The sequence below is a fragment of the Streptomyces sp. NPDC047525 genome, from assembly GCF_040643025.1.
GTDB classification, from domain to species: domain Bacteria; phylum Actinomycetota; class Actinomycetes; order Streptomycetales; family Streptomycetaceae; genus Streptomyces; species Streptomyces durmitorensis.
Genome location: NZ_JBEYTL010000001.1, coordinates 639,278 through 658,062 on the forward strand (window position 1 = coordinate 639,278; position 18,785 = coordinate 658,062).

At 69.9% G+C, this 18,785-nt stretch carries 12 protein-coding genes; 5 read left to right on the top strand and 7 right to left on the bottom strand.

What is annotated here, in order from left to right:
• Positions 1-85 precede the first annotated feature (85 nt).
• From ABZ833_RS03065 to ABZ833_RS03075, 3 genes are all read right to left on the bottom strand, one after another.
• Entirely contained in the window at positions 86-2,917 is a 2,832-nt protein-coding gene (locus ABZ833_RS03065; RefSeq protein WP_361040234.1) for a beta-L-arabinofuranosidase domain-containing protein, read from the bottom strand.
• A gap of 160 nt (positions 2,918-3,077) precedes the next feature.
• On the bottom strand, positions 3,078-5,039 hold the full coding sequence (locus ABZ833_RS03070) for a M13-type metalloendopeptidase (RefSeq protein WP_361040236.1): 1,962 nt from the start codon (positions 5,037-5,039) through the stop codon (positions 3,078-3,080).
• Between the two features lie 60 nt (positions 5,040-5,099).
• Positions 5,100-7,364 (bottom strand): excinuclease ABC subunit UvrA, encoded by a 2,265-nt coding sequence (locus tag ABZ833_RS03075; protein ID WP_361040239.1) that lies wholly within the window; start codon positions 7,362-7,364, stop codon positions 5,100-5,102.
• A 217-nt stretch (positions 7,365-7,581) separates the two neighbouring features.
• Here ABZ833_RS03075 and ABZ833_RS03080 point away from each other — a divergent pair, with 217 nt between their 5' ends.
• Both ABZ833_RS03080 and ABZ833_RS03085 read left to right on the top strand, forming a co-directional pair.
• Positions 7,582-8,727, top strand: a complete 1,146-nt coding sequence (locus ABZ833_RS03080; protein ID WP_361040241.1) for a S1 family peptidase — start codon at positions 7,582-7,584, stop codon at positions 8,725-8,727.
• Positions 8,728-9,032: 305 nt separating this feature from the next.
• Positions 9,033-10,046 carry a DUF3048 domain-containing protein gene (locus tag ABZ833_RS03085; RefSeq protein WP_361040244.1) on the top strand — a complete coding sequence of 338 codons (1,014 nt, stop codon included), beginning with the start codon at positions 9,033-9,035 and terminating at the stop codon, positions 10,044-10,046.
• Between the two features lie 83 nt (positions 10,047-10,129).
• On the opposite strand, the gene ABZ833_RS03090 is transcribed toward ABZ833_RS03085, so the two are convergent.
• Positions 10,130-12,358: an MMPL family transporter gene (locus tag ABZ833_RS03090; protein ID WP_361040246.1), complete on the bottom strand. Its 2,229-nt coding sequence runs from the start codon at positions 12,356-12,358 to the stop codon at positions 10,130-10,132.
• A 368-nt stretch (positions 12,359-12,726) separates the two neighbouring features.
• Between ABZ833_RS03090 and ABZ833_RS03095 the strand changes: the two genes are divergently transcribed.
• Together ABZ833_RS03095 and ABZ833_RS03100 are read left to right on the top strand one after the other, a co-directional pair.
• On the top strand, positions 12,727-13,812 hold the full coding sequence (locus ABZ833_RS03095) for a hypothetical protein (RefSeq protein WP_361040248.1): 1,086 nt from the start codon (positions 12,727-12,729) through the stop codon (positions 13,810-13,812).
• 179 nt (positions 13,813-13,991) lie between these two features.
• Positions 13,992-15,020, top strand: a complete 1,029-nt coding sequence (locus ABZ833_RS03100; protein WP_361040251.1) for a tetratricopeptide repeat protein — start codon at positions 13,992-13,994, stop codon at positions 15,018-15,020.
• A gap of 9 nt (positions 15,021-15,029) precedes the next feature.
• On the opposite strand, the gene ABZ833_RS03105 is transcribed toward ABZ833_RS03100, so the two are convergent.
• Entirely contained in the window at positions 15,030-15,425 is a 396-nt protein-coding gene (locus ABZ833_RS03105; RefSeq protein ID WP_249585750.1) for a PPOX class F420-dependent oxidoreductase, read from the bottom strand.
• A gap of 150 nt (positions 15,426-15,575) precedes the next feature.
• On the opposite strand from ABZ833_RS03105, the gene ABZ833_RS03110 reads away from it, so the two are divergent.
• Positions 15,576-16,535: an oxygenase MpaB family protein gene (locus ABZ833_RS03110; protein WP_361040254.1), complete on the top strand. Its 960-nt coding sequence runs from the start codon at positions 15,576-15,578 to the stop codon at positions 16,533-16,535.
• 61 nt (positions 16,536-16,596) lie between these two features.
• On the opposite strand, the gene ABZ833_RS03115 is transcribed toward ABZ833_RS03110, so the two are convergent.
• Both ABZ833_RS03115 and ABZ833_RS03120 read right to left on the bottom strand, forming a co-directional pair.
• A complete protein-coding gene (locus ABZ833_RS03115) occupies positions 16,597-17,097 on the bottom strand; it encodes a hypothetical protein (protein WP_361040256.1) in 501 nt (166 codons plus the stop codon).
• 190 nt (positions 17,098-17,287) lie between these two features.
• Complete coding sequence (locus ABZ833_RS03120; protein ID WP_361040257.1) at positions 17,288-18,688, bottom strand: helix-turn-helix transcriptional regulator; 1,401 nt, start codon at positions 18,686-18,688, stop codon at positions 17,288-17,290.
• Positions 18,689-18,785: the final 97 nt, after the last annotated feature.

Consider the following 18,785-nt stretch of genomic DNA (forward strand, 5'->3'; position numbering starts at 1 on the left):
AACCAACATGCCTGGTTGACGACGGATTCCCTCGCCCGGGACCACCCGCCCTGCGGTTCTCGCAGCCACGACACCTACGGCACGCCTACGGGACGTACGACGCACTCTTCGCCGTACCGACCACCTTCGTGCCGTCCGCCTCGCTCAGCCGTCCGCCGGAGACCCAGGTGTCCACGACGGTCCGAACGTGCTTGACCAGCGCGCCCTTGTCCTTGAAGGGAGCGGCCGACCAGATGTCGTCGAGGAGCGTCGCGCCGTCGGACCCTGCCGGGTTGGTGACGCCGGAGTCGGTCGTGCCGAAGACCACCTTGGGTTCGGCCCGTTGGAAGTAGGAGTGCGTCGGGTCCTCCGTGCCTTCGGAGAAGGGCGCGATGTCGATGCCGTCGAGCGTGTAGTGGAGCGGTGCGCCCGCGACCGGGGTGAGCGAGGGCAGCAGGTCGCCGGAGAGCGCGGCATTGCGGTAGAGGCCGAACCGGAGGTAGGTCTTGCGGCTGTCGCGGGCCACGAGATGGACCGGTCCGTAGAACAGGGCCTGGACCTCCGGCTTGTCGAGGGTCTTCTCCACCCGCAGCCGGAAGGGGATGGAGACCCGGACCGTGTCGCCGTCGCGCCAGGTCCGTGACACGGAGAAGTAGCTGCCGGGGGCCGGATCGGCCTTCACCTTCCTGCCGTTGACGGTCACGGCGAACCCGCTCCCCGCCCAGGCCGGTACGCGCAGACGCAGATCGAAGGCCGCGGTCGAGCCCCGGACGGTGAGCGTGGTGCCCTGTTCCCTCGGGTAGTCGGTGGTCTGCGTGACCGTGATGCCCTTCTCCTTCCAGGTCAGCACAGAGGGGCTGTAGAGGTTGACGTACAGGGCCGAGCCGTCGGCCTTCCGGAAGTACACGGAGTCCTGGTACTTGGTGGCGCTCTCCATGCCCGTGCCCTCGCAGCAGGTCGTGCCCGCCCTGGGTGTGTAGTCGCGCACGTGGCCCGGCAGGAGGCCGATGAAGTACGTGACGAGCGGCTTCTCCGCGTCGGCCTTGTCCTGCTTCGAACCGAGGACCTGGTTGTACAGGGCTCTCTCGTAGTAGTCGATGTAGGCGGGGTCCTGCTCGTGGAGGAACAGCGCCCGGCTCAGCTTGAGCAGGTTGTACGCGCAGCAGGTCTCGGCGGTGGTCTCGCCGAGCGTTCCTGCGATGACGCCGGGAGCCTTCCAGAACTCGCCGGTGCTGGTGCCGCCGATGCCGTACATGCGCGTCGGGACGACCATGCCCCAGAAGTTCTTCGCCGCGGCGAGGTAGCGCCGCTCCCCCGTCTCGTCGTACAGCCGCAGCAGTCCCGTGAAGATGGGGATGTGCTGGTTGGCGTGGAGGCCGTCGAGTGTGTCGTCGCCGGCGGCGCACGCGTCGATCAGCTTGTCCAGGTCGAAGAGGCGGGCAAGGGCCAGGTGTTCGGCCTTGCCGGTGAGGGCGTACAGGTCGCAGATCGCCTCGACGATGCCGCCGAACTCACCGCTGGAGAAGATCCCCCACATGCGTTGCAGGGTGCTCCGTGGCAGGGCGGAGAGACGGGAGTGCATCCAGTCGCACAGGCCCGACGCGAGGTCGAGTGCCCGGGTGTCGTCCGTGTACAGATAGGCGTCGAGGACACCGCGCAGGATCTTGTGCGCGGTGTAGTAGGGCGCCCACACCACCGTGTAGTCACCGCTGGTCATCGACTCCAGGGCGATGAACTGCGTCTCCGGGTACGCCGCGAGGAACCCCGGATGGCTCGGCCCGCCCCAGGTGCGGCGCAAGGTGGCGTGCCGCCCCCGGCCGGAGCTGTCGGCGAAGGAGCCGCCGCTCGTCTCGTCGAAGGCGTACGACGCCAAGTCCCCCGCTCCGGCGGGTGAACCGGCGGCGGGCTCCTCCTGGAGTCCGGCGATCTCGGTGGCGGTCAGCGCCCGCGACCAGAAGTTCACCTCGTCGAACGCGCCCGCGAAGACGGGGTCGGCCGCGTAGTTGGAGCGGCCGAGCCAGTTGTTCTTCAGGGTGCCCAGTGCGGCCGGGTCCAGGGTCATCGCGGTGTTCGAGGCGACGGCGGTGCCGTTGACGTAGAGCGTGCCGGTGGTGCCCGCGAGCGTCACCGCCACGTGGCTCCACTCGTCCAGGGGCAGCGGCGCGGTCCCGTTGATGCCCTGTTCGCCGCCAGGGCCGTCGGTCGTGATGGCGAAGCGCGGGACTCCGTCCGCGTTGCGGGCGGCCAGGTAGAGGTAGCGGCTCGTGTCGTTGCCGCAGTCGAGGATCCGGGTCCAGTCGGCGTCGTGGACCGGCTTCACCCAGGCCGAGAAGGTCACGTCCGAGGCACCGCCGAGGACACCGGAGGGAAGATCGACGTACTGGTGGGAACCGCGGACGTTCTCCGCGGCCGTACCGAACTTGCCGGGGACGCCGAGGACGGCCGGGTCGCGGCGGAGCGCCGCACGGACCTCCGTCAGCGCCCCGACCATGGTGCCGATCTTGTCGGCGTACGCCTTGTCGCCCGTGCCGGCGTAGGCCTGGGAGAGCATGGTGAGGAAGTGGCCGGTGTAGTGGCCCCGGAGGTTTCCGTTCGCCTCGCCGTCGAGCCCCTCCCAGCCGCCGGGGGCCACCGCGCCCCGGGTGGAGAGGCCCGCGTTGGCGCGGAACACCTGGAGGAGCCGGTGCACGTCGTAGCCCCGGCCGTGGTCGAGCATCAGGGCCCGCTTGGCGGCGAAGGCACCCTCGCGCAGCGAGACGTCCTTGAGCGGGAACGGCTGCGCCGTCCAGCTCGAAGGGGTCGCGGCCTGCGCACCCGCATGGACCACCGTTCGCGGTGCCGCGGCCGCCCTGCCTGCCGCGAGGGACGGGATCACCGGTGCCGCCGCCGCGAGAACTGCGGCGCGGAGGACGGCTCGTCTGGCGGGTGCGGGGGCCATGAGTGCCTCATCCCTTACCTGATTGTTCGATATACCGGACGCAGTTCGGATTACCGACCAAAAAGTAGGAGTGTGGCAAGGGCACGTCAATGCTTCTGTCAGGATCCACGCTCGGCGTGGAGACGGGGGCCGCGGCAGGAGCGCCGCGGCCGCCGGTGGATCACCAGATCCGGACGCGCTCCGCGCGCTCCAGCCAGAGACCGTCGCCCTCCGCCGTCCCGAACGCCTCGTGGAACTCGTCGAGGTTGCGCACGATGTTGGCCCGGAACTCGGGCGGCGAGTGCGGGTCGATGGTGAGGTACTGCTGCTCCTGCTCCTTGCGGCGCTTGGTGCGCCAGCAGTAGGCCCAGTTCATGAAGAGCCGCTGGGAGCCGGTCGTGCCGTCGCTCTCGGGCATCGGGGCGCCGTCGAGAGCGATCTTGTACGCCGTGTGCCCGATGGTCAGGCCGCCCAGGTCACCGATGTTCTCGCCGACGGTCAGGGAGCCGTTGACGAACTCGTCGGGCAGATTGCGGGGCGAGAAGGCGTCGTACTGCTTGACCAGCGCCTTCGACTTCGCCTCGAACGCGGTCTTGTCGGCCGCGGTCCACCAGTCGTTGAGGTTGCCCGCGCCGTCGTACTGCGCGCCCTGGTCGTCGAAGCCGTGGCCGATCTCGTGGCCGATGACCGAGCCGATGCCGCCGTAGTTCTCGGCGGGATCGGCGTCGGGCGAGAAGAACGGCTTCTGCAGGATGCCCGCGGGGAAGCAGATCTCGTTGGTGCCCGGGTTGTAGTACGCGTTGACCGTCTGCGGCAGCATGAACCACTCGTCGCGGTCGACCGGGGAGCCGATCTTGGCGAGCTGCCGGTCGGACTCGAAGGCGTCCGCCGCCTGCGCGTTGCCGAGCAGGTCGTCGGGAGAGACCTCGAGGGCCGAGTAGTCGCGGAACGTGTCCGGGTAGCCGATCTTGGGACGGAACGTGGCGAGCTTCTCGTACGCGCGCTCCTTCGTCTCGTCCGTCATCCAGTCCAGGCGGGCGATCGACTGACGGTAGGCCTCGAGCAGGTTGGCGACGAGGTCGTCCATCATCGCCTTGGAGCTCGGCGGGAAGTGCCGGGCCACGTACTCCTTGCCGACGGCCTCACCGATGGAGCCCTCGACGAAGCCGACCGCCCGCTTCCACCGGGCGCGCAGCTCCGGGGTGCCGTTGAGGGTGCGGCCGTAGAACTCGAAGTTGTTCCGGACGAACGCGTCCGTGAGGTACGGCGCGCACGAGCGAAGGACCCGGACCAGCGTCCAGTCCCGCCACTGCTCGATCGGCACCTCGTCCAGGACCGCGGACAGGTGACGGAAGTAGGACGGCTGGCGGACGCACGTCTCGGCGATGGTGTCGTCCGAGCCGCCGAGCCCCTCGACATAGGCGCGCCAGTCGAAGTGCGGTGCCAGGGTGATCAGTTCGTGCAGGGTGAGGAGGTTGTAGGTCTTCTGCACGTCACGCGTCTCGGCCCGCTCCCAGTGGCCCGCGGCGAGACGGGTCTCCAGGGCGAGGACCGCCTGCGCCGCGTCGGCGGGCGAGGCGTGCTGCCCGAGCGTGAGGAGCTCGGTGAGGTAGGCGACGTACTTCTCGCGGATCTCGGCGAACTTCTCTTCGCGGTAGTACGACTCGTCGGGCAGGCCGAGCCCGCCCTGGAGGACGTTGAAGAGGTAGCGGTCGGAGTTGCGGTCGTCCGTGTCGATGTACGAACCGAAGAGGCCGGAGCCGCCGGTCCGCTCGAAGCGGCCGAGGAACGCGGCGAGGTCGCGGGTGTCCCGCACCCCCGCGACCTCGTCGATCAAGGGCTGCGCGGGGGCGAGCCCGCGGGCGGCGATCGTCTCCTCGTCCATGAAGGAGGCGTACAGCGTGGCGATCTTGCGTGCGTCATCCGGGACGGCGCCGGACGACGCGGCCGACGCCAGATCCTGGATGATCACCTTCACTTGTTCCTCGGCCGTGTCGACCAACTGCACAAAGGGGCCCCAGCTGGAGCGATCCTCGGGGATCGCCTCGGTCTCCAGCCAGTGACCGTTGACGTGGCCGAACAGGTCGTCCTGCGGCCGGATCTCAGGGTTCATGCCCGCGCGGGCGTCATCCAGCATGCTCATTCACGCACCCTACGCGGACACCGGGCCCGAGCACGATCGGCTGGTCACCGCGGGCCCCGCTCAGCCCGCGACGTACTCCCGCAGATGCTGCGCCGTCACGGTCTGCGCATCGGCCACCAGGGCCGCGGGCGTCCCGGTGAACACCACTTGACCGCCGTCGTGGCCGCCGCCGGGGCCGATGTCGATGATCCAGTCGGCGTGCGCCATCACCGCCTGGTGGTGCTCGATGACGACCACCGAGTTGCCGTCGTCGACGAGCCGGTCGAGCAGTGCGAGGAGCTTGTCCACGTCGGCCAGGTGCAGTCCGGTGGTCGGCTCGTCCAGGACGTACGTCGATGACTTCTCGGCCATGTGGATGGCGAGCTTGAGGCGCTGGCGCTCGCCACCGGAAAGGGTGTTGAGCGGCTGGCCGAGGCGCAGATAGCCGAGCCCCACATCGCTGAGGCGGCCGAGGATGGTGTGCGCCTGCCCCGAGGGGAAGAAGTCGTGTGCCTCGGCGACCGACATTCCGAGGACCTCGCTGATGTTCTTGCCGCGCAGCCGGTAGGTGAGGACCTCGGCCGTGAAGCGCTCCCCCTCGCAGGCCTCGCAGACGGATGCCACCCCGGCCATCATCGCCAGGTCGGTGTAGATGAGCCCGATGCCGTTGCACTTGGGGCAGGCACCCTCCGAGTTCGCGCTGAACAGCGCCGCCTTGACGCCGTTGGCCTTGGCGAACGCGGTGCGGATCGGGCCGAGCAGCCCCGTGTAGGTCGCCGGGTTCGAGCGGCGCGAGCCACGGATCGGCGACTGGTCGGCCACCACGACGCCATCGCGCCCGGACAGATAGCCGTGGATCAGCGAGCTCTTGCCGGACCCCGCGACCCCGGTGACCACGGCGAGCACCCCGAGCGGGATGTCGACCTCGACGTCCTTGAGGTTGTGCAGGTCGGCGCCCTTGATGGACAGCTGCCCCTTGGGCACGCGCACCTGCTCGCGCAGCCCGGCCCGGTGCTCCAGATGCCGCCCGGTCAGCGTGCCGGAGGCGCGCAGCCCCGCCACGTCGCCGGTGAAGCAGATCTCACCGCCCGCCGTTCCGGCCCCGGGGCCGAGGTCCACCACGTGGTCGGCGATCGCGATGACCTCGGGCTTGTGCTCCACCACGAGCACCGTGTTGCCCTTGTCGCGCAGCCGGACGAGCAGATCGTTCATGCGCCGGATGTCGTGCGGGTGCAGGCCGATGGTCGGCTCGTCGAAGACGTACGTCACGTCGGTGATGCTGGAGCCGAGATGGCGGACCATCTTCACGCGCTGCGCCTCGCCGCCGGAGAGCGAACCCGATGTGCGGTCGAGGCTCAGATAGCCGAGCCCGATCTCGACCAGCGATTCGAGCAGCTCGCGCAGGCTCGCGATCAGCGGCGCGACAGCGGGGTCCTCGAGTCCGCGTACGAACACGGCCAGATCGCTGATCTGCATCGACGAGCAGTCGGCGATGTTCAGGCCGTCGATCCTCGACGACAGCGCGGCCGCTGTGAGACGCGTGCCGTCGCACAGCGGGCACCGGGCGAACACCACGGCCCGGTCCACGAAGGTCTTGATGTGGGGCTGGAGGGAATCGCGGTCCTTGGCGAGCCAGGTCCGCTGCATCTTGGCGATCAGGCCTTCGTACGTGAAGCCGTTCGAGCCGACCTTCACCTTGACCGGGGCCTTGTGCAGCAGGTCGGACCACTCCTGCTCGGTGAAGTCCCTGAGCTTCTTGTCGGGGTCGTGGAAGCCGGAGTTGGCCATGATCTGCCAGCTCCAGGAGTCCACCGCGTAGTACGGGACCGTGATCGCGCCCTCGTTCAGCGAGAGTTCGCGGTCCACGAGCTGGTCGACGTCGACCGTGGAGGCCTCCCCGGTGCCCTCGCACTGGGGGCACATGCCTTCGGGCAGATTGAAGCTGAAGGCGCCCGATGTCCCTATCTCCGGGACGCCGAGGCGGCTGAAGATGATCCTGAGCATCGTGTACGCGTCGGTGGCGGTGCCCACCGTGGAGCGCGAGTTGGCGCCCATCCGCTCCTGGTCGACGACGATCGCCGCGCTGAGATTGCGCAGGCCGTCCACGTCGGGGCGGCCCAGGCTCGGCATGAACGACTGGATGAACGCGGTGTACGTCTCGTTGATCAGCCGCTGGGACTCGGCGGCGATGGTGCCGAAGACGAGCGAGGACTTCCCGGAGCCCGAGACTCCGGTGAAGACGGTGAGCCGCCGCTTGGGGATGTCGAGCGAGACGTCGCGCAAGTTGTTCTCGCGGGCGCCTCGCACCTGAATCACGTTGTGGCTGTCGGCGGGGGTGACCGTCACTGATGCTCCTTGGCCTGAACCGGGCGGAAGGAAAAGCGTACACCGTACCCAGTCTTCGTCTCGCATCAATTTCTGACACCAATTGCCGCCTGAGAGCGGTCAGTTGGTATGGACATGACTGCCAAGCCGCTCCTATGCTCCGCCTGAACTCATCGTGAGAGCGCTCTCATCACCCTGTTCCTCCCCACCTCGATGGAACGACAGAAAGGGCACTGCCATGAGACGCAGAACCGGAGTGCGCATCGCCTTCTCCTCCTTGCTCCTGGTCGGCACCTGGGCGAGCGCCTCGCTCGCCCCCACCGCGAGCGCCGCCCCCGCACCCTCCGCTCCGCCCGCCTCCGCGGGCATGCTCACCGCCCTGCAGGACGACCTCGGGCTCACCGCGAGCCAGGCCCGCGCCCGCCTCGCCTCCGAGAAGACCGCGATCCGCGTCGACCGCGCGGCGCAGCGGGCGGCCGGATCCTCCTACGCCGGGTCCTGGTACGACGCGGACACCGGAAAGCTGACCGTCGCCACCACCAGCGCGCGCAAGACCGACGCCCTGCGCGAGGCCGGCGCCGCCGTCCGCGTGGTCCGCCACAGCGCGAAGGAACTGGACGCCGCCAAGGAACGCATCGACGCCCTGTCCGCACCCAAGGGCGTCAGCAGCTGGCACGTCGCGCCGCGCAGCAACAAGGTCGTGGTGAACGTCGTCGCCGCTCAGCGGGACGACAACGATGTCCGACGCTTCGTCGACCGCGCCCGCGAGGCGGGCCCCGTCCAGGTCGAGACGGTCGGCAAGGCGCCGAGCACCTTCGCCGCGGGGACCGTGGGCGGCGACCCCTACTACACCGGCAACGTCCGCTGCTCGATCGGCTTCTCGGTGCACGGAGGGTTCGTCACCGCGGGCCACTGCGGGCAGGCGGGAGCCGCGGTGCGCGGCTGGGACAACTCGACCATCGGCAGCTTCCAGGGCTCTTCGTTCCCCGACAACGACTACGCGTACGTCAGCGTGGGCAACGGCTGGTGGACCGTCCCGGTGGTCCTCGGCTGGGGCACCGTCTCCGACCAGCTCGTGCGCGGCTCGGCCGAGGCTCCGGTGGGAGCGTCGATCTGCCGCTCCGGCTCAACCACGCACTGGCACTGCGGCAGCGTGCTCGCCAAGAACGAGACCGTGAACTACAGCCAGGGCGCCGTCCACCAGATGACCAAGACGAGCGTCTGCGCCGAACCGGGCGACTCCGGCGGCTCGTTCATCAGCGGCGACCAGGCCCAGGGCGTCACCTCGGGCGGCTGGGGCAACTGCAGCGGCGGCGGCGAGACCTGGCACCAGCCGATCAACGAGATCCTCGGGCGGTACGGCCTTACCCTGCACACCGCCTGACGGCGGCGGACCGTGCCGGGCCCGCGGGAGGGCCCGGCACGTACGCCGCTGCGGTGAGTCCTGGCGGCTGGATGGCCCTAACCGGGTTCGCCGCGGGCGCCGGGGAGGAAGGACTGCGGCTGCCACTGCCAGGAACGAACTGGTCCCGGAACCGCGCGTTCGGGGACGAACGGAGAACCGCGATGACAGCTAGGGCCTCTCGTTTGGATCAGGCCGGATCAGGGAGCGGGGTCTGGTGCGTGCAGCTGCAAGGCGGAGGAGGGCGACAACGCGGAGCGTTGGCAACTGACGGCAACGCCGCAGATGTGCGTACCAGACCCCGCGAGCCCGGCCTGATCCAAACGAGAGGCCCTAGGGCCCGCCGCCGCGGCCGCATCGGCACCAGACTCCTCGCCACGGTCGCCGTGGGCGCGCTCACCATGGGAGCCGCACAGGAGAGCGCACCGGCGGACCCCGGCGCCCCGCCGCGCGACCGGTCGCCCTTCACCGGAGTGAGCGCCGATCAGGGCCCGGTGCTCGCGGTGAAGTTCGACAACGCGCGCATGGCACGGCCGCACACCGGTCTCGCGCAGGCGGACATCGTCTACGTGGAGAAGGTCGAGGGCGGCATGAGCCGGCTGATGGGGGTCTACTCCAGCCGCCTGCCGCAGTACGTCGGCCCGGTGCGCAGCGCCCGGGAGTCCGACGTCGAGCTGCTGCGGCAGTTCGGCCGCCCGGCCCTCGCCTACTCGGGAGTGCGCAGCTCGCTCAGCAAGATGCTCAAGCGGTCCCCGCTGTACGTCCGCTCGCACGGCCGCCTCCCGGGTGCCTACTTCCGCAGCGGCAGCCGCCCCGCCCCGCACAACCTCTTCGTCCGCCCCCGGTCCGTGCTGCGCTCGGCCCCGAAGGCCGACCACCCCACGGACATCGGCTTCCGCTTCGGCAGGGCACCCGCGGGCGGCTCCCCCGCGTCCGTGCGGACCGTCCGCTACGCGTCGGCGAGCCACACCTTCCGCTGGTCGCCCCAGGAGCGCCGCTGGCTCGCGTCCTTCGACGGGGCCCCGGCCCGCAGCACCTCGGGGTCGCGCCTCGGCGCGAAGACGATCGTGATCCAGTACGTGGACATGCCCCCGTCGCGCTACAAGGACGTCAACGGCGCGGCGACCCCGTACATCAAGACGATCGGCAGCGGCAGGGCGACCGTCCTGCGGGGCGGCAAGGCGTACAAGACCCGCTGGAAGCGGTCGAGCGCCACGGGCGGCACGACCTTCACCCGCCCCAACGGGGAGCGGATGCCCTTCGCGCCCGGCCAGGTGTGGATGGTCTTCGCGGACCGCTGAGCGGGCGGACCAGACAGGCGTCAGCCCGGTGACCGTGATCGGTCACCGGGCTGACGGGGTACTCCTCACGGAGCGTCAGGTGCTCAGCCGCGTACGGACTCGAGCTCCCGGTCCTGGTCGTCCTCGCGCGCCTCGGGGAAGTCGCCGAGCTGCCGGTGCAGCTTCTCGCCCTCCACGTCGACGTTCGGGAGCAGCCGGTCGAGCCACTTCGGCAGCCACCACGCCGACTTGCCCAGCAGGGCGAGCACGGCGGGAACGATCGCCATACGGACGACGAAGGCGTCGAAGAGGACGGCGATGGCCAGGCCGAAGCCCATCATCTTGATCATGTCGTCGTTCTCCATGATGAAGCCGGAGAAGACGCTGATCATGATGACCGCCGCCGCGGCGACGACCCGTCCGCCGTGTGTGAAGCCGGTGACGACGGACTCACCGGGGCGCGCCCCGTGGACGTACGCCTCACGCATGCGCGTCACCAGGAAGACCTCGTAGTCCATCGCGAGGCCGAAGACCACACCGATCATGAAGATCGGCATCATGCTCATGATCGGGCCCGGCTGGTCCACGCCGACGATGTCGGCGAGCCATCCCCACTGGAAGACCGCGACGACTGCACCGAGTGCGGCTGTCACCGACAGGAGGAAGCCGAGCGCCGCCTTGAGCGGCACGAGCACCGAGCGGAAGACCAGCATCAGGAGCAGGAAGGCGAGGCCGACGACGAGTCCCAGGTAGGGCAGGAGCGCGTCGTCCAGGGTCTGCGAGAAGTCGATGGTCATGGCGGTCGCGCCGGTGACCAGGACCTCGGAGCCCGTCTTGTCCCCGAGGCCGTCGACCGTCGAGCGGATCGTCTTGACGATGCCCTCGGTCTTGTGGTCGCTGGGGCCGGTCTTCGGTACGACGTTGAAGATCGCGGTGTCGTCGGACTTGTTGCCGTTCGCCGGCGTGACGGCGGCGACGCCGTCGATCTTGGCGATCTCCTTGCCGACGGTGTCGGCCGCGGCGGCGGCGCCCTTGTCCTTGTCGGTGTCGACGGTGACCATCAGCGGGCCGTTGAAGCCGGCGCCGAAGGACTCGGACAGCATGTCGTACGCCTTGCGCTGCGTGGTGTCCGGTGCCGAGGTGCCCTCGTCGGGCAGGCCGAGCTCCAGGCTGGTGGCCGGTACGGCGACCACACCGAGGCCCACCACGGCGAGCAGCAGGACCGGGATCGGGCGGCGCAGCACGAAGCGTGCCCAGCGCGTGCCGAGCTTCGGCTTGGCGTTCGGGTCCTGCAGCTCACCGGCGGGCTTCTTGCGGTCCTTGCGGCGCAGCACCTTCTTGCCCGCGAAGCCGAGCAGCGCGGGGATCATGGTGAGGGCGATGAGGACGGCTATCGCGACCGTGCCGGCCGCGGCCAGGCCCATCTTGGTGAGGATCGGGATGTTGACGATCGCCAGGCCGGAGAGCGCGACGATGACGGTGAGTCCGGCGAACACCACGGCGGAACCCGCGGTGCCGGTGGCGCGGCCCGCTGCCTCCTCGGGCTCCCGGCCGTCGGCGATCTCCGCTCGGTAGCGGGAGACGATGAAGAGGGCGTAGTCGATGCCGACGGCGAGGCCGATCATCATCGCGAGCGTCGAGGTCGTGGCGGAGAGGTCGAGGACGCTGCCGAGGGCCGCGATGCCCGAGATGCCGATGCCCACGCCGATGATGGCGGTGAGGAGCGGCATGCCCGCGGCGACCATCGAGCCGAAGGTGATGATCAGGACAACCGCGGAGACCGCGATGCCGATGAGTTCGGCTGAGCCGCCCATCTCCTGCTCGGCCATGACGGCGTCGCCGCCGGTCTCGACGGTGAAGCCCGTCTTGCGGGCGTCGTCGGTGGCCTTGGTCAGCGCGTCGCGCGCCTTGTCGGTGAGTTCCTGGGCGTTGACCTTGTACGTGACGGACGCGTACGCGGTGGTGCCGTCCTTGCTGACGGCGTTGGCCTTGAAGGGGTCGGCGACCTCGGCGACCTGCGGGCCGGTGCCCAGGGTCTTGACCAGCTTCTCGACGTCGTTCTTGGGGCCGGACTGCGTCAGCTTCTCGCCCTCGGGGGCGCGGATGACGACACGGGCGGTGGCGCCCTCGGCGCTGGCCGCCGGGAACTTCTCGTCGAGGAGGTCGAAGGCCTTCTGGGACTCCGTCCCCGGCATGGAGAAGGAGTCCTCGGGCGGTGCGGGTGCGGCCGACGCGGAGAAGCCGACGCCGGCCAGCAGCACCACCCACATCAGTGCCACATAGCGGCGTCGCCGGAAGGCGAGGCGGCCCAGTTTGTAGAGGAACGTAGCCACGGCGAAGGGGCTCCCGTCGGTGTCGGCAGGCAGGGTGACTCCCCCCGCGGCACGATCAGCGCACGTCAGGGCGGTCAGCAGGTTTCCTCTCAATAGTCCAGGCCCTGACAGGGACGGAAGTCAGACTCAGAGCCGGACTATCGGCCCACGGGCGCTGTAGTGCCGTGCACGCTGGGTCATCCTCGGGGAGGAGATGTGGTCAGGTTGTGTAGGACCCACACCGGACGCCTGATCGGCGGAGGATTCGCCTCCGTACCGTGGGACACCTCTTCACCACGCAACAACTCGCCCTCATAACACCCCAATAGGAGCGATAAGGTGTCGAGTCAGCTCTCAGATACTTGTCATCACCATCCAGGAGAACCTTCGTGACTCTTGCCATCGCGCCGTCTGAAGCCGCCGACACGTCCGACGCCACCTCGGCCGACGACACCTCGACCGACGTGCCCGAGCCGGTGGCGCGGGACGCCCGCGACTTCGGTGCCTACGCACGGACCGGCGGCTGGGCCTTCGCCCTGAAGGTGGCGCGCAGCGTGCGCCCCGGCGGACAGGGCGCCGACGAGACGCCGAAGGTCTCGGCGAAGGAGTTCAGCGATCTTGCCGGGTGCTCCGCCGAGCGCGTCATGCGCTACTACAAAGCCTGGGACAAGGCCGCTGACGACGGCCTCGTACCCCACTTCGAGGCGCTCACGCCCGGCGAGGACGTCGAACTTCCCGACTCCGACGTCTGGTTGACGTACTACGCGTCACGCTCCAGTGCCCTCACCCCGCGCGGCACCGCGATCACGGAGGCCGCCGAGGCCGAGGGCATCCGCCCCACCAAGGCCCTGGAGGTCGCCGAGAACCCCACCGCGCTGCGGGCCGCGATCCTCGCCGACCCCGGGACCGCGGAGGCGGCGCGGCGCGCCCTTATGGACCGGCTCGAGGAGGACCCGGCGCTGCGCACCGAGATGGTGCGCGACATCGTCCGGGCCGACGACCTCAAGAAGGCGGTCGCGGCCGAGGCCAAGGCGGGCGACCGCGTCGACTACGTCCGCCAGATCGTCGACAAGGGTCAGGTCAAGACACCGGCGGGCCAGCTGATCGACGCGCCCGCCGAGCTGAAGGAGGAGGCCGAGCGCCACCTGTCCCTCATCGACGAGCTGGAGGAGGGCGAGGACTCCGGCGAGTGGGCCCGCGAGGCGTACGACACCGTGAAGGACCTGGTCGCCCAGACCGTCCAGAGCGACCCGCAGCTGCGGGTGCAGGAGCGCCGCGCGAAGTTCTACAGCAGCCTGCAGAAGGCGACGAAGGTCTTCGAGGAGCTGACCTTCGACGACGCCGAGGTCGATGACATCTACGAGGACGACATGCTGCTGCGCCTGGAGGAGCTGCAGAAGTCGATCGCCGCGTGCATCACGGCCCTGCAGTCGGCGACCGCGGGCGCCGCCGCACCCGCCGGGGACGCCGACTGACGACACTGGAACCCCGCCCTCCCCGTACATCCCGATGATGACCATGGCCTCTCCCGTAGCCCTGGAGTCGTACGGAATGACCCATACGCGGAGGGATTCGCCGCACCCCGCCCCGCTCGTAGCTTCTTGATCAACGTACGGAGACCGACGTACGGAGTTGATCGAGAGGTCCTGGATCTATGCACGGCAAGGCATTCGCGCCTGAATACCAAGGCGAGTTGGGCACGGCACTCGGGGTGAACTCCTCCTACGAGGAGGTGCTGACAGCGGCGGACCGCGCCCTCTCCCAGGCGGACACCGCACTGGAGAGGGCGCGCGCCGCTCTCGCCCTGGCCGAGGCCAACCGGCGGCTCGGGCAGGTGGACGACGCGGGCGCCGCCTGGCGCCAGAGCTACCGCAGCGCACGCGTCGCGGGGGACGAGGGGGCCATGGCCTGGGCCCTGTGGAGCGGCGGCACGCTCGCCCGCCAGTGCGGACAACTGCGGCTCGCCCGAAGGCTCTTGACCTGGGGAGTCGCGCTGGCCGCCGACAGCGGTGAACGGCTCGCGCACGGCTACGCGCTCGCCGGGCTCGCCGAGACCGGACGCATCCAGGGGGACTACGCGGCGGTGGCCGCGCTCCACGAGCAGCTGCTCGAACAGGGGCGGGCGCACGGCGAGGCGCGGCACATGGTGTGGGCCATGTCCGGCATCGCCCAGATGCGGCGGAACACCGGCGACTACGCCGAGGCGCTCGAGCTGTTCGAGGAGTGCGTCAGGATCGCGGCCGACGCTCAGGACGCGCGGGGGCGCGCCTGGTCGCTGCGCGGGGTCGCCGACGTCCTCTCGCTGCGGGGCGAGACGGAGCGGGCGCTCACGCTGCTCTCGGAGGCGGAGGTCATCTGCCGGTCCATGGATCTGGCGAGCGCGCTCGCGTACAACCACAAGATGCGCGGCAATGTCCTGTACCGGGACGGGAGTTACGACGCGGCACGCGAGATGTACGCCATCGCCCTGGAGGAGTTCAGCGACATGCGGGAGCCGCGCGGCGTGGCGCTCACCCGGCTCGGCCTGGTCAAGTCGCGCGCCCGCCTCGGTCGCGACCGGAGCGAGACACTGGCCGAACTGACCGAGCTCGAAGGGGACTTCGCCCGCATCGGGCTGCGTCACGCGCGGGAGACGGCCGTCGCCTTCCGGGAGGAGATGACCGAGGAGCTGCGGGTGGCGTGACGCGGGGCGTCACACGGCGGGCGGGGTGGGCGTGATGCGGATGCCCACCGTCCCGGTCGCGCCGCGCCGGAGCTTGCTGCCGAGCAGGGTGAGGCGGCCGACCAGGCCGTACTTGCGCTTGATGAGGGTGCGGTAGCGCTCCGTCGTCTCCGGGTCGCAGATCTCGGCGGTGGCGGGGACCGATTCCCCGGTCGGGTTGCCCCGCAGGTCGCAGGGGCCGATCAGGACGTCGGCGCGGTTGCGGATCCGCTTGACCTTCCAGGAGTCCGTGACCGTCCAGATGCCGAGCGCGGAGCCGTCCTCGACGACCCAGACGGGACTCGGCACCCCGTTGCCGTTCTTGCGGAAACTGGTGACCAGCAGGTACTTCCCTGCGCCGAGCCCCGCCTGCGCTACCTCGTCCACGTGACCGCTCCAACCTCTTGTTGACTCAGATTCAAACAGCCTATGGTGCGGATGTTACTCGCGATCAGGTTCGCTTCCGGCGGTCGAATCGCCATCACGGTCACCACCGGCCACGTCGCGTCCCGCCACCTACTGTCCGAGGAGTACACCATGGTCCACAAGCCGCTGGGGCGCCGCGAGGACTGGGGGTTCTTCGGACCCGGATCGCCGACGTGGAAAGTGTGGGGGCACGGCCCGATCGGACTGCTCGCCTTCCAACGGTCCATCGTCGTCGAGTCGTTCGACCCGTTCCTCGCCGCGGCGGTCGAGGACCAGAACGGGGTGCGGGAGTACGCCAAGAGCCGCTTCAACCACACCATCGCCTATTTCCTCACGGTCGCCGTCGCGGACTCCAGGACGGCCCTGAAGGCGTCCGACGTCCTGATGCGCATCCACGACCGGGCCCAGGGCACCGAGCCGGTCACCCAGCGGCCCTACAGCGCCAACGACCCGGACTCGCAACTGTGGATCCACGTCACCGGCTGGCACTCCAACCTCCTCATGTACGAGCGCTACGGCCCCGGCCCGCTCACCCCCGACGAGCAGGAGCGCTACTGGGCCCAGTCGGCGATCGCCGCCGAGCTGCAGACCTGCGACCCGGCGAAGGTGCCCAGGTCACGGTCCGACGTACGCGACTACTACGCGGACGTCCGCAGGCGGCTGTGCATGACCGAGCACGCGCGGGCCCTGATCCACTACTTCCTGCGGGCCCAGCGGTCCGTCGCAGGAGGGGACATGTGGCTCGGCAGCCGCCTGATGGCTCCGGCCGTCATCGCCACGATTCCGCGCTGGATGCGGGTCCTGGGCGGCTTCGACCAGCCGAGGGCCCTGGACCTGGCCGCGCTCGCCCCCACCCGCGCCGCGGTGCGGGCAGCCGCCCACCCGAAGATCCTGCTCCCCCTCACCGACCGCCTCGCACCGGCCGTACGCCCGGTCATGGAGCAGAAGCTGTACGGCGAGCCGCCCCTGAACCCGGTCACGCTGACCCCGGCCCAGGCCAGGGAGAAGTGGGGCACGAACGCGGGCCGCGACTGGGACGCGGGAGCGGCTGCGTTGCGGAGGGTTTCCTGAACCTCATGCGCCTCCGGGGCTCGGACGGATCCGGACCCCGGAGGCATGAGCCGTGCGATGCTCAGGCGCCCCAGGTGCCCTGGTTGACGGCGCAGTTCCAGCCGTTGCCGTGGACCTTGAACTTCACCTTGTACGACCTGGTGTTCAGCAGGCGCGTCTTGACCCTGACCCCGAGGCTGGCCTTGCCCGCGAGGCTCTTGTCGTAGACGGAGATGGTCTTCGAGGTCTTGTGCGTGACCTTGCCGCCCTTCGCCTTCGCCGTGCCGAAGCGGACGTTCTTGACGTTGCTGACGGTGAAGGTGACCTTCTTGAAGCTCTTCGTGCTCTTGTTCTTGAGACCGAAGTACAGGCCGTCGCCCTTCACCCACCCACCCGGGCCGATGTAGAACCGGGACGTGTAGACGATGTCGATCGGGCAGCCGGCGCTCTGCGCCGATGCGGCCGACGCCTTCGGTGCCTTCGGTGCGTCCGCCGCGGACGCGGATCCGGCCAGGCCGAGCTGAGCGGCCGTGAGTGCCCCCGCCGTGGCCAGGACTGCGGCGGTCGTGCGTGCGTGGTTCATCAGGCTGTTGCCTTTCCCCCTGTGGCCCTCTCGGGCCCAACTGTCGAAATACTGCGATGCAGGCACACAAGGCGGTCTGCGTCCCTGTGCCGCCCGTATTTTTAGCAGGCGGACGGACATGAGGGGACATCAGGTTGTCCGCGCGCACAGCACCGTGACAGAAGCCGGACAATCGCTCAGCGGTCCGCCCTCACATCGGCGGGGGCGCCGGCGCGGGTCCCAGTGTCGTCGTGCCCGGCGTGGACCGGTGGGCGAGGCCGGTGCGGTAGGTGTCCAGGGCGGCTTCCGTCCGTCCCGTGCGCCGGAGCAGATCGCCGAGGAGGCGGCACAGGTCGGCCACGTCCCCGGTCACGCCCGCGCGTTCGAGCAGCGGCAGTGCGGCGCGGTAGTGCTCCTCTGCGGCCTCCGTGTCACCGCACTCCTCCGCGATGAGGCCGAGCAGCCGGTGCGCGGCGCCCACGTGCACCGCGCCTCGTCCGGCCCGCAGGGCCGGAACGTCCTTGGACCCCGCGGGTTCCGTGCCGGTGGCAAGCAGCGGCCTCAGCAGCGCCTCGGCTTCACCGACCTTGCCACGCCGCCGCAGCACGTCCGCCAGTTCCACCTCGACCTGTTCGGCGTAGAGAGCCGCCCGCTTGGCGGTGAGCATGTCGTGTGCGGTGCGCAGTTCGCTCTCGGCGCGTTCCAGGTCGCCGTCCTGGGCGTGCACATAGCCGCGCATCCAGTGGCAGTGGGCGAGTTCGGTGCGGATGTGCAGCTGCTGATAGAGATCCTGGGCCTTGGCGAGCGATGCGTCGGCCTCGGCGATACGGCCCTGCGCGATGAGAGTACGGGCCACCCCGCGGTGCATCCCGGCCAGCAGTGCCGGATCGTCCACGCGCGGCGCGAGCGCGAGGGCCAGTTCGGCGGCGTGCGCGCCGCGTTCCTGTGCGCCCATGTCCATGTACGGGGCGATGGACGCCGAGTAGAGGAGGAGCAGCGCGTCGGGGTCGTGCAGGCCTGACGCGTTGAGCTGGTCGAGAGCGGTCTCCAACAGGTGGCAGGCGTAGCGGAGTTCACCCGTGAGGCGGTGGGCGTTGGCGCGGCCGCGGATGGCGGGGACGCGGCGCGGCAGCGGCTCGTCGGCGAGCAGCCGCTCCACCGAGGCGAAGCACTCGTGCGCGTCGTCGAGGTCGCCGGACTCAAGGAGGCACTCGCCGAGACCGAGGAGCGCGGTGGCCTGCTCCCCCGGCAGCGCGTGCTCGACGGCTTCGGCGCGCAGGGCGCGGAAGAGGGCGGCAGCGTCCTCGGGAGCCCCGGTGGCCAGGGCGCGCCGCGCGTCGGTCAGGCGCAGGCGCAGCTCCGCGGCGAGCCGGGCAGGGCGTCCCGTCGCAAGCTCCTCGGGGGTGACGCCGAGCCGCTCTGCCAGGTGCCTGAGGGCGGCCTCAGAGGGTCTCACCTTGCCCGACTCCAGCGTGGAGACGTAGGCAGGCGTGTACGCGGGCTCCGCCAACTGCCGCTGGGTGAGCCCGAGTTCCGTACGCAGGCGCAGGACGCGACGCCCGATCACTCCGGGCCCGTCGAGCCGCACACCCCCAGATCCGCTCTGCTTCATCTCTCCCTCTCCGATTCCGAGCTCCGATTCCGAGCCAAGCCCATCAACGCCTGACGCACGGTCATTTGGGAGCAGGTGGTGCGAACTCAGCATTCCC

Coding starts and splice junctions, on each gene's coding strand:
- ABZ833_RS03065 (WP_361040234.1), bottom strand. CDS start 2,917: ATGGCCCCCGCACCCGCCAGACGAGCCGTCCTCCGCGCCGCAGTTCTC.
- ABZ833_RS03070 (WP_361040236.1), bottom strand. CDS start 5,039: ATGAGCATGCTGGATGACGCCCGCGCGGGCATGAACCCTGAGATCCGG.
- ABZ833_RS03080 (WP_361040241.1), top strand. CDS start 7,582: ATGAGACGCAGAACCGGAGTGCGCATCGCCTTCTCCTCCTTGCTCCTG.
- ABZ833_RS03100 (WP_361040251.1), top strand. CDS start 13,992: ATGCACGGCAAGGCATTCGCGCCTGAATACCAAGGCGAGTTGGGCACG.
- ABZ833_RS03110 (WP_361040254.1), top strand. CDS start 15,576: ATGGTCCACAAGCCGCTGGGGCGCCGCGAGGACTGGGGGTTCTTCGGA.
- ABZ833_RS03115 (WP_361040256.1), bottom strand. CDS start 17,097: ATGAACCACGCACGCACGACCGCCGCAGTCCTGGCCACGGCGGGGGCA.
- ABZ833_RS03120 (WP_361040257.1), bottom strand. CDS start 18,688: ATGAAGCAGAGCGGATCTGGGGGTGTGCGGCTCGACGGGCCCGGAGTG.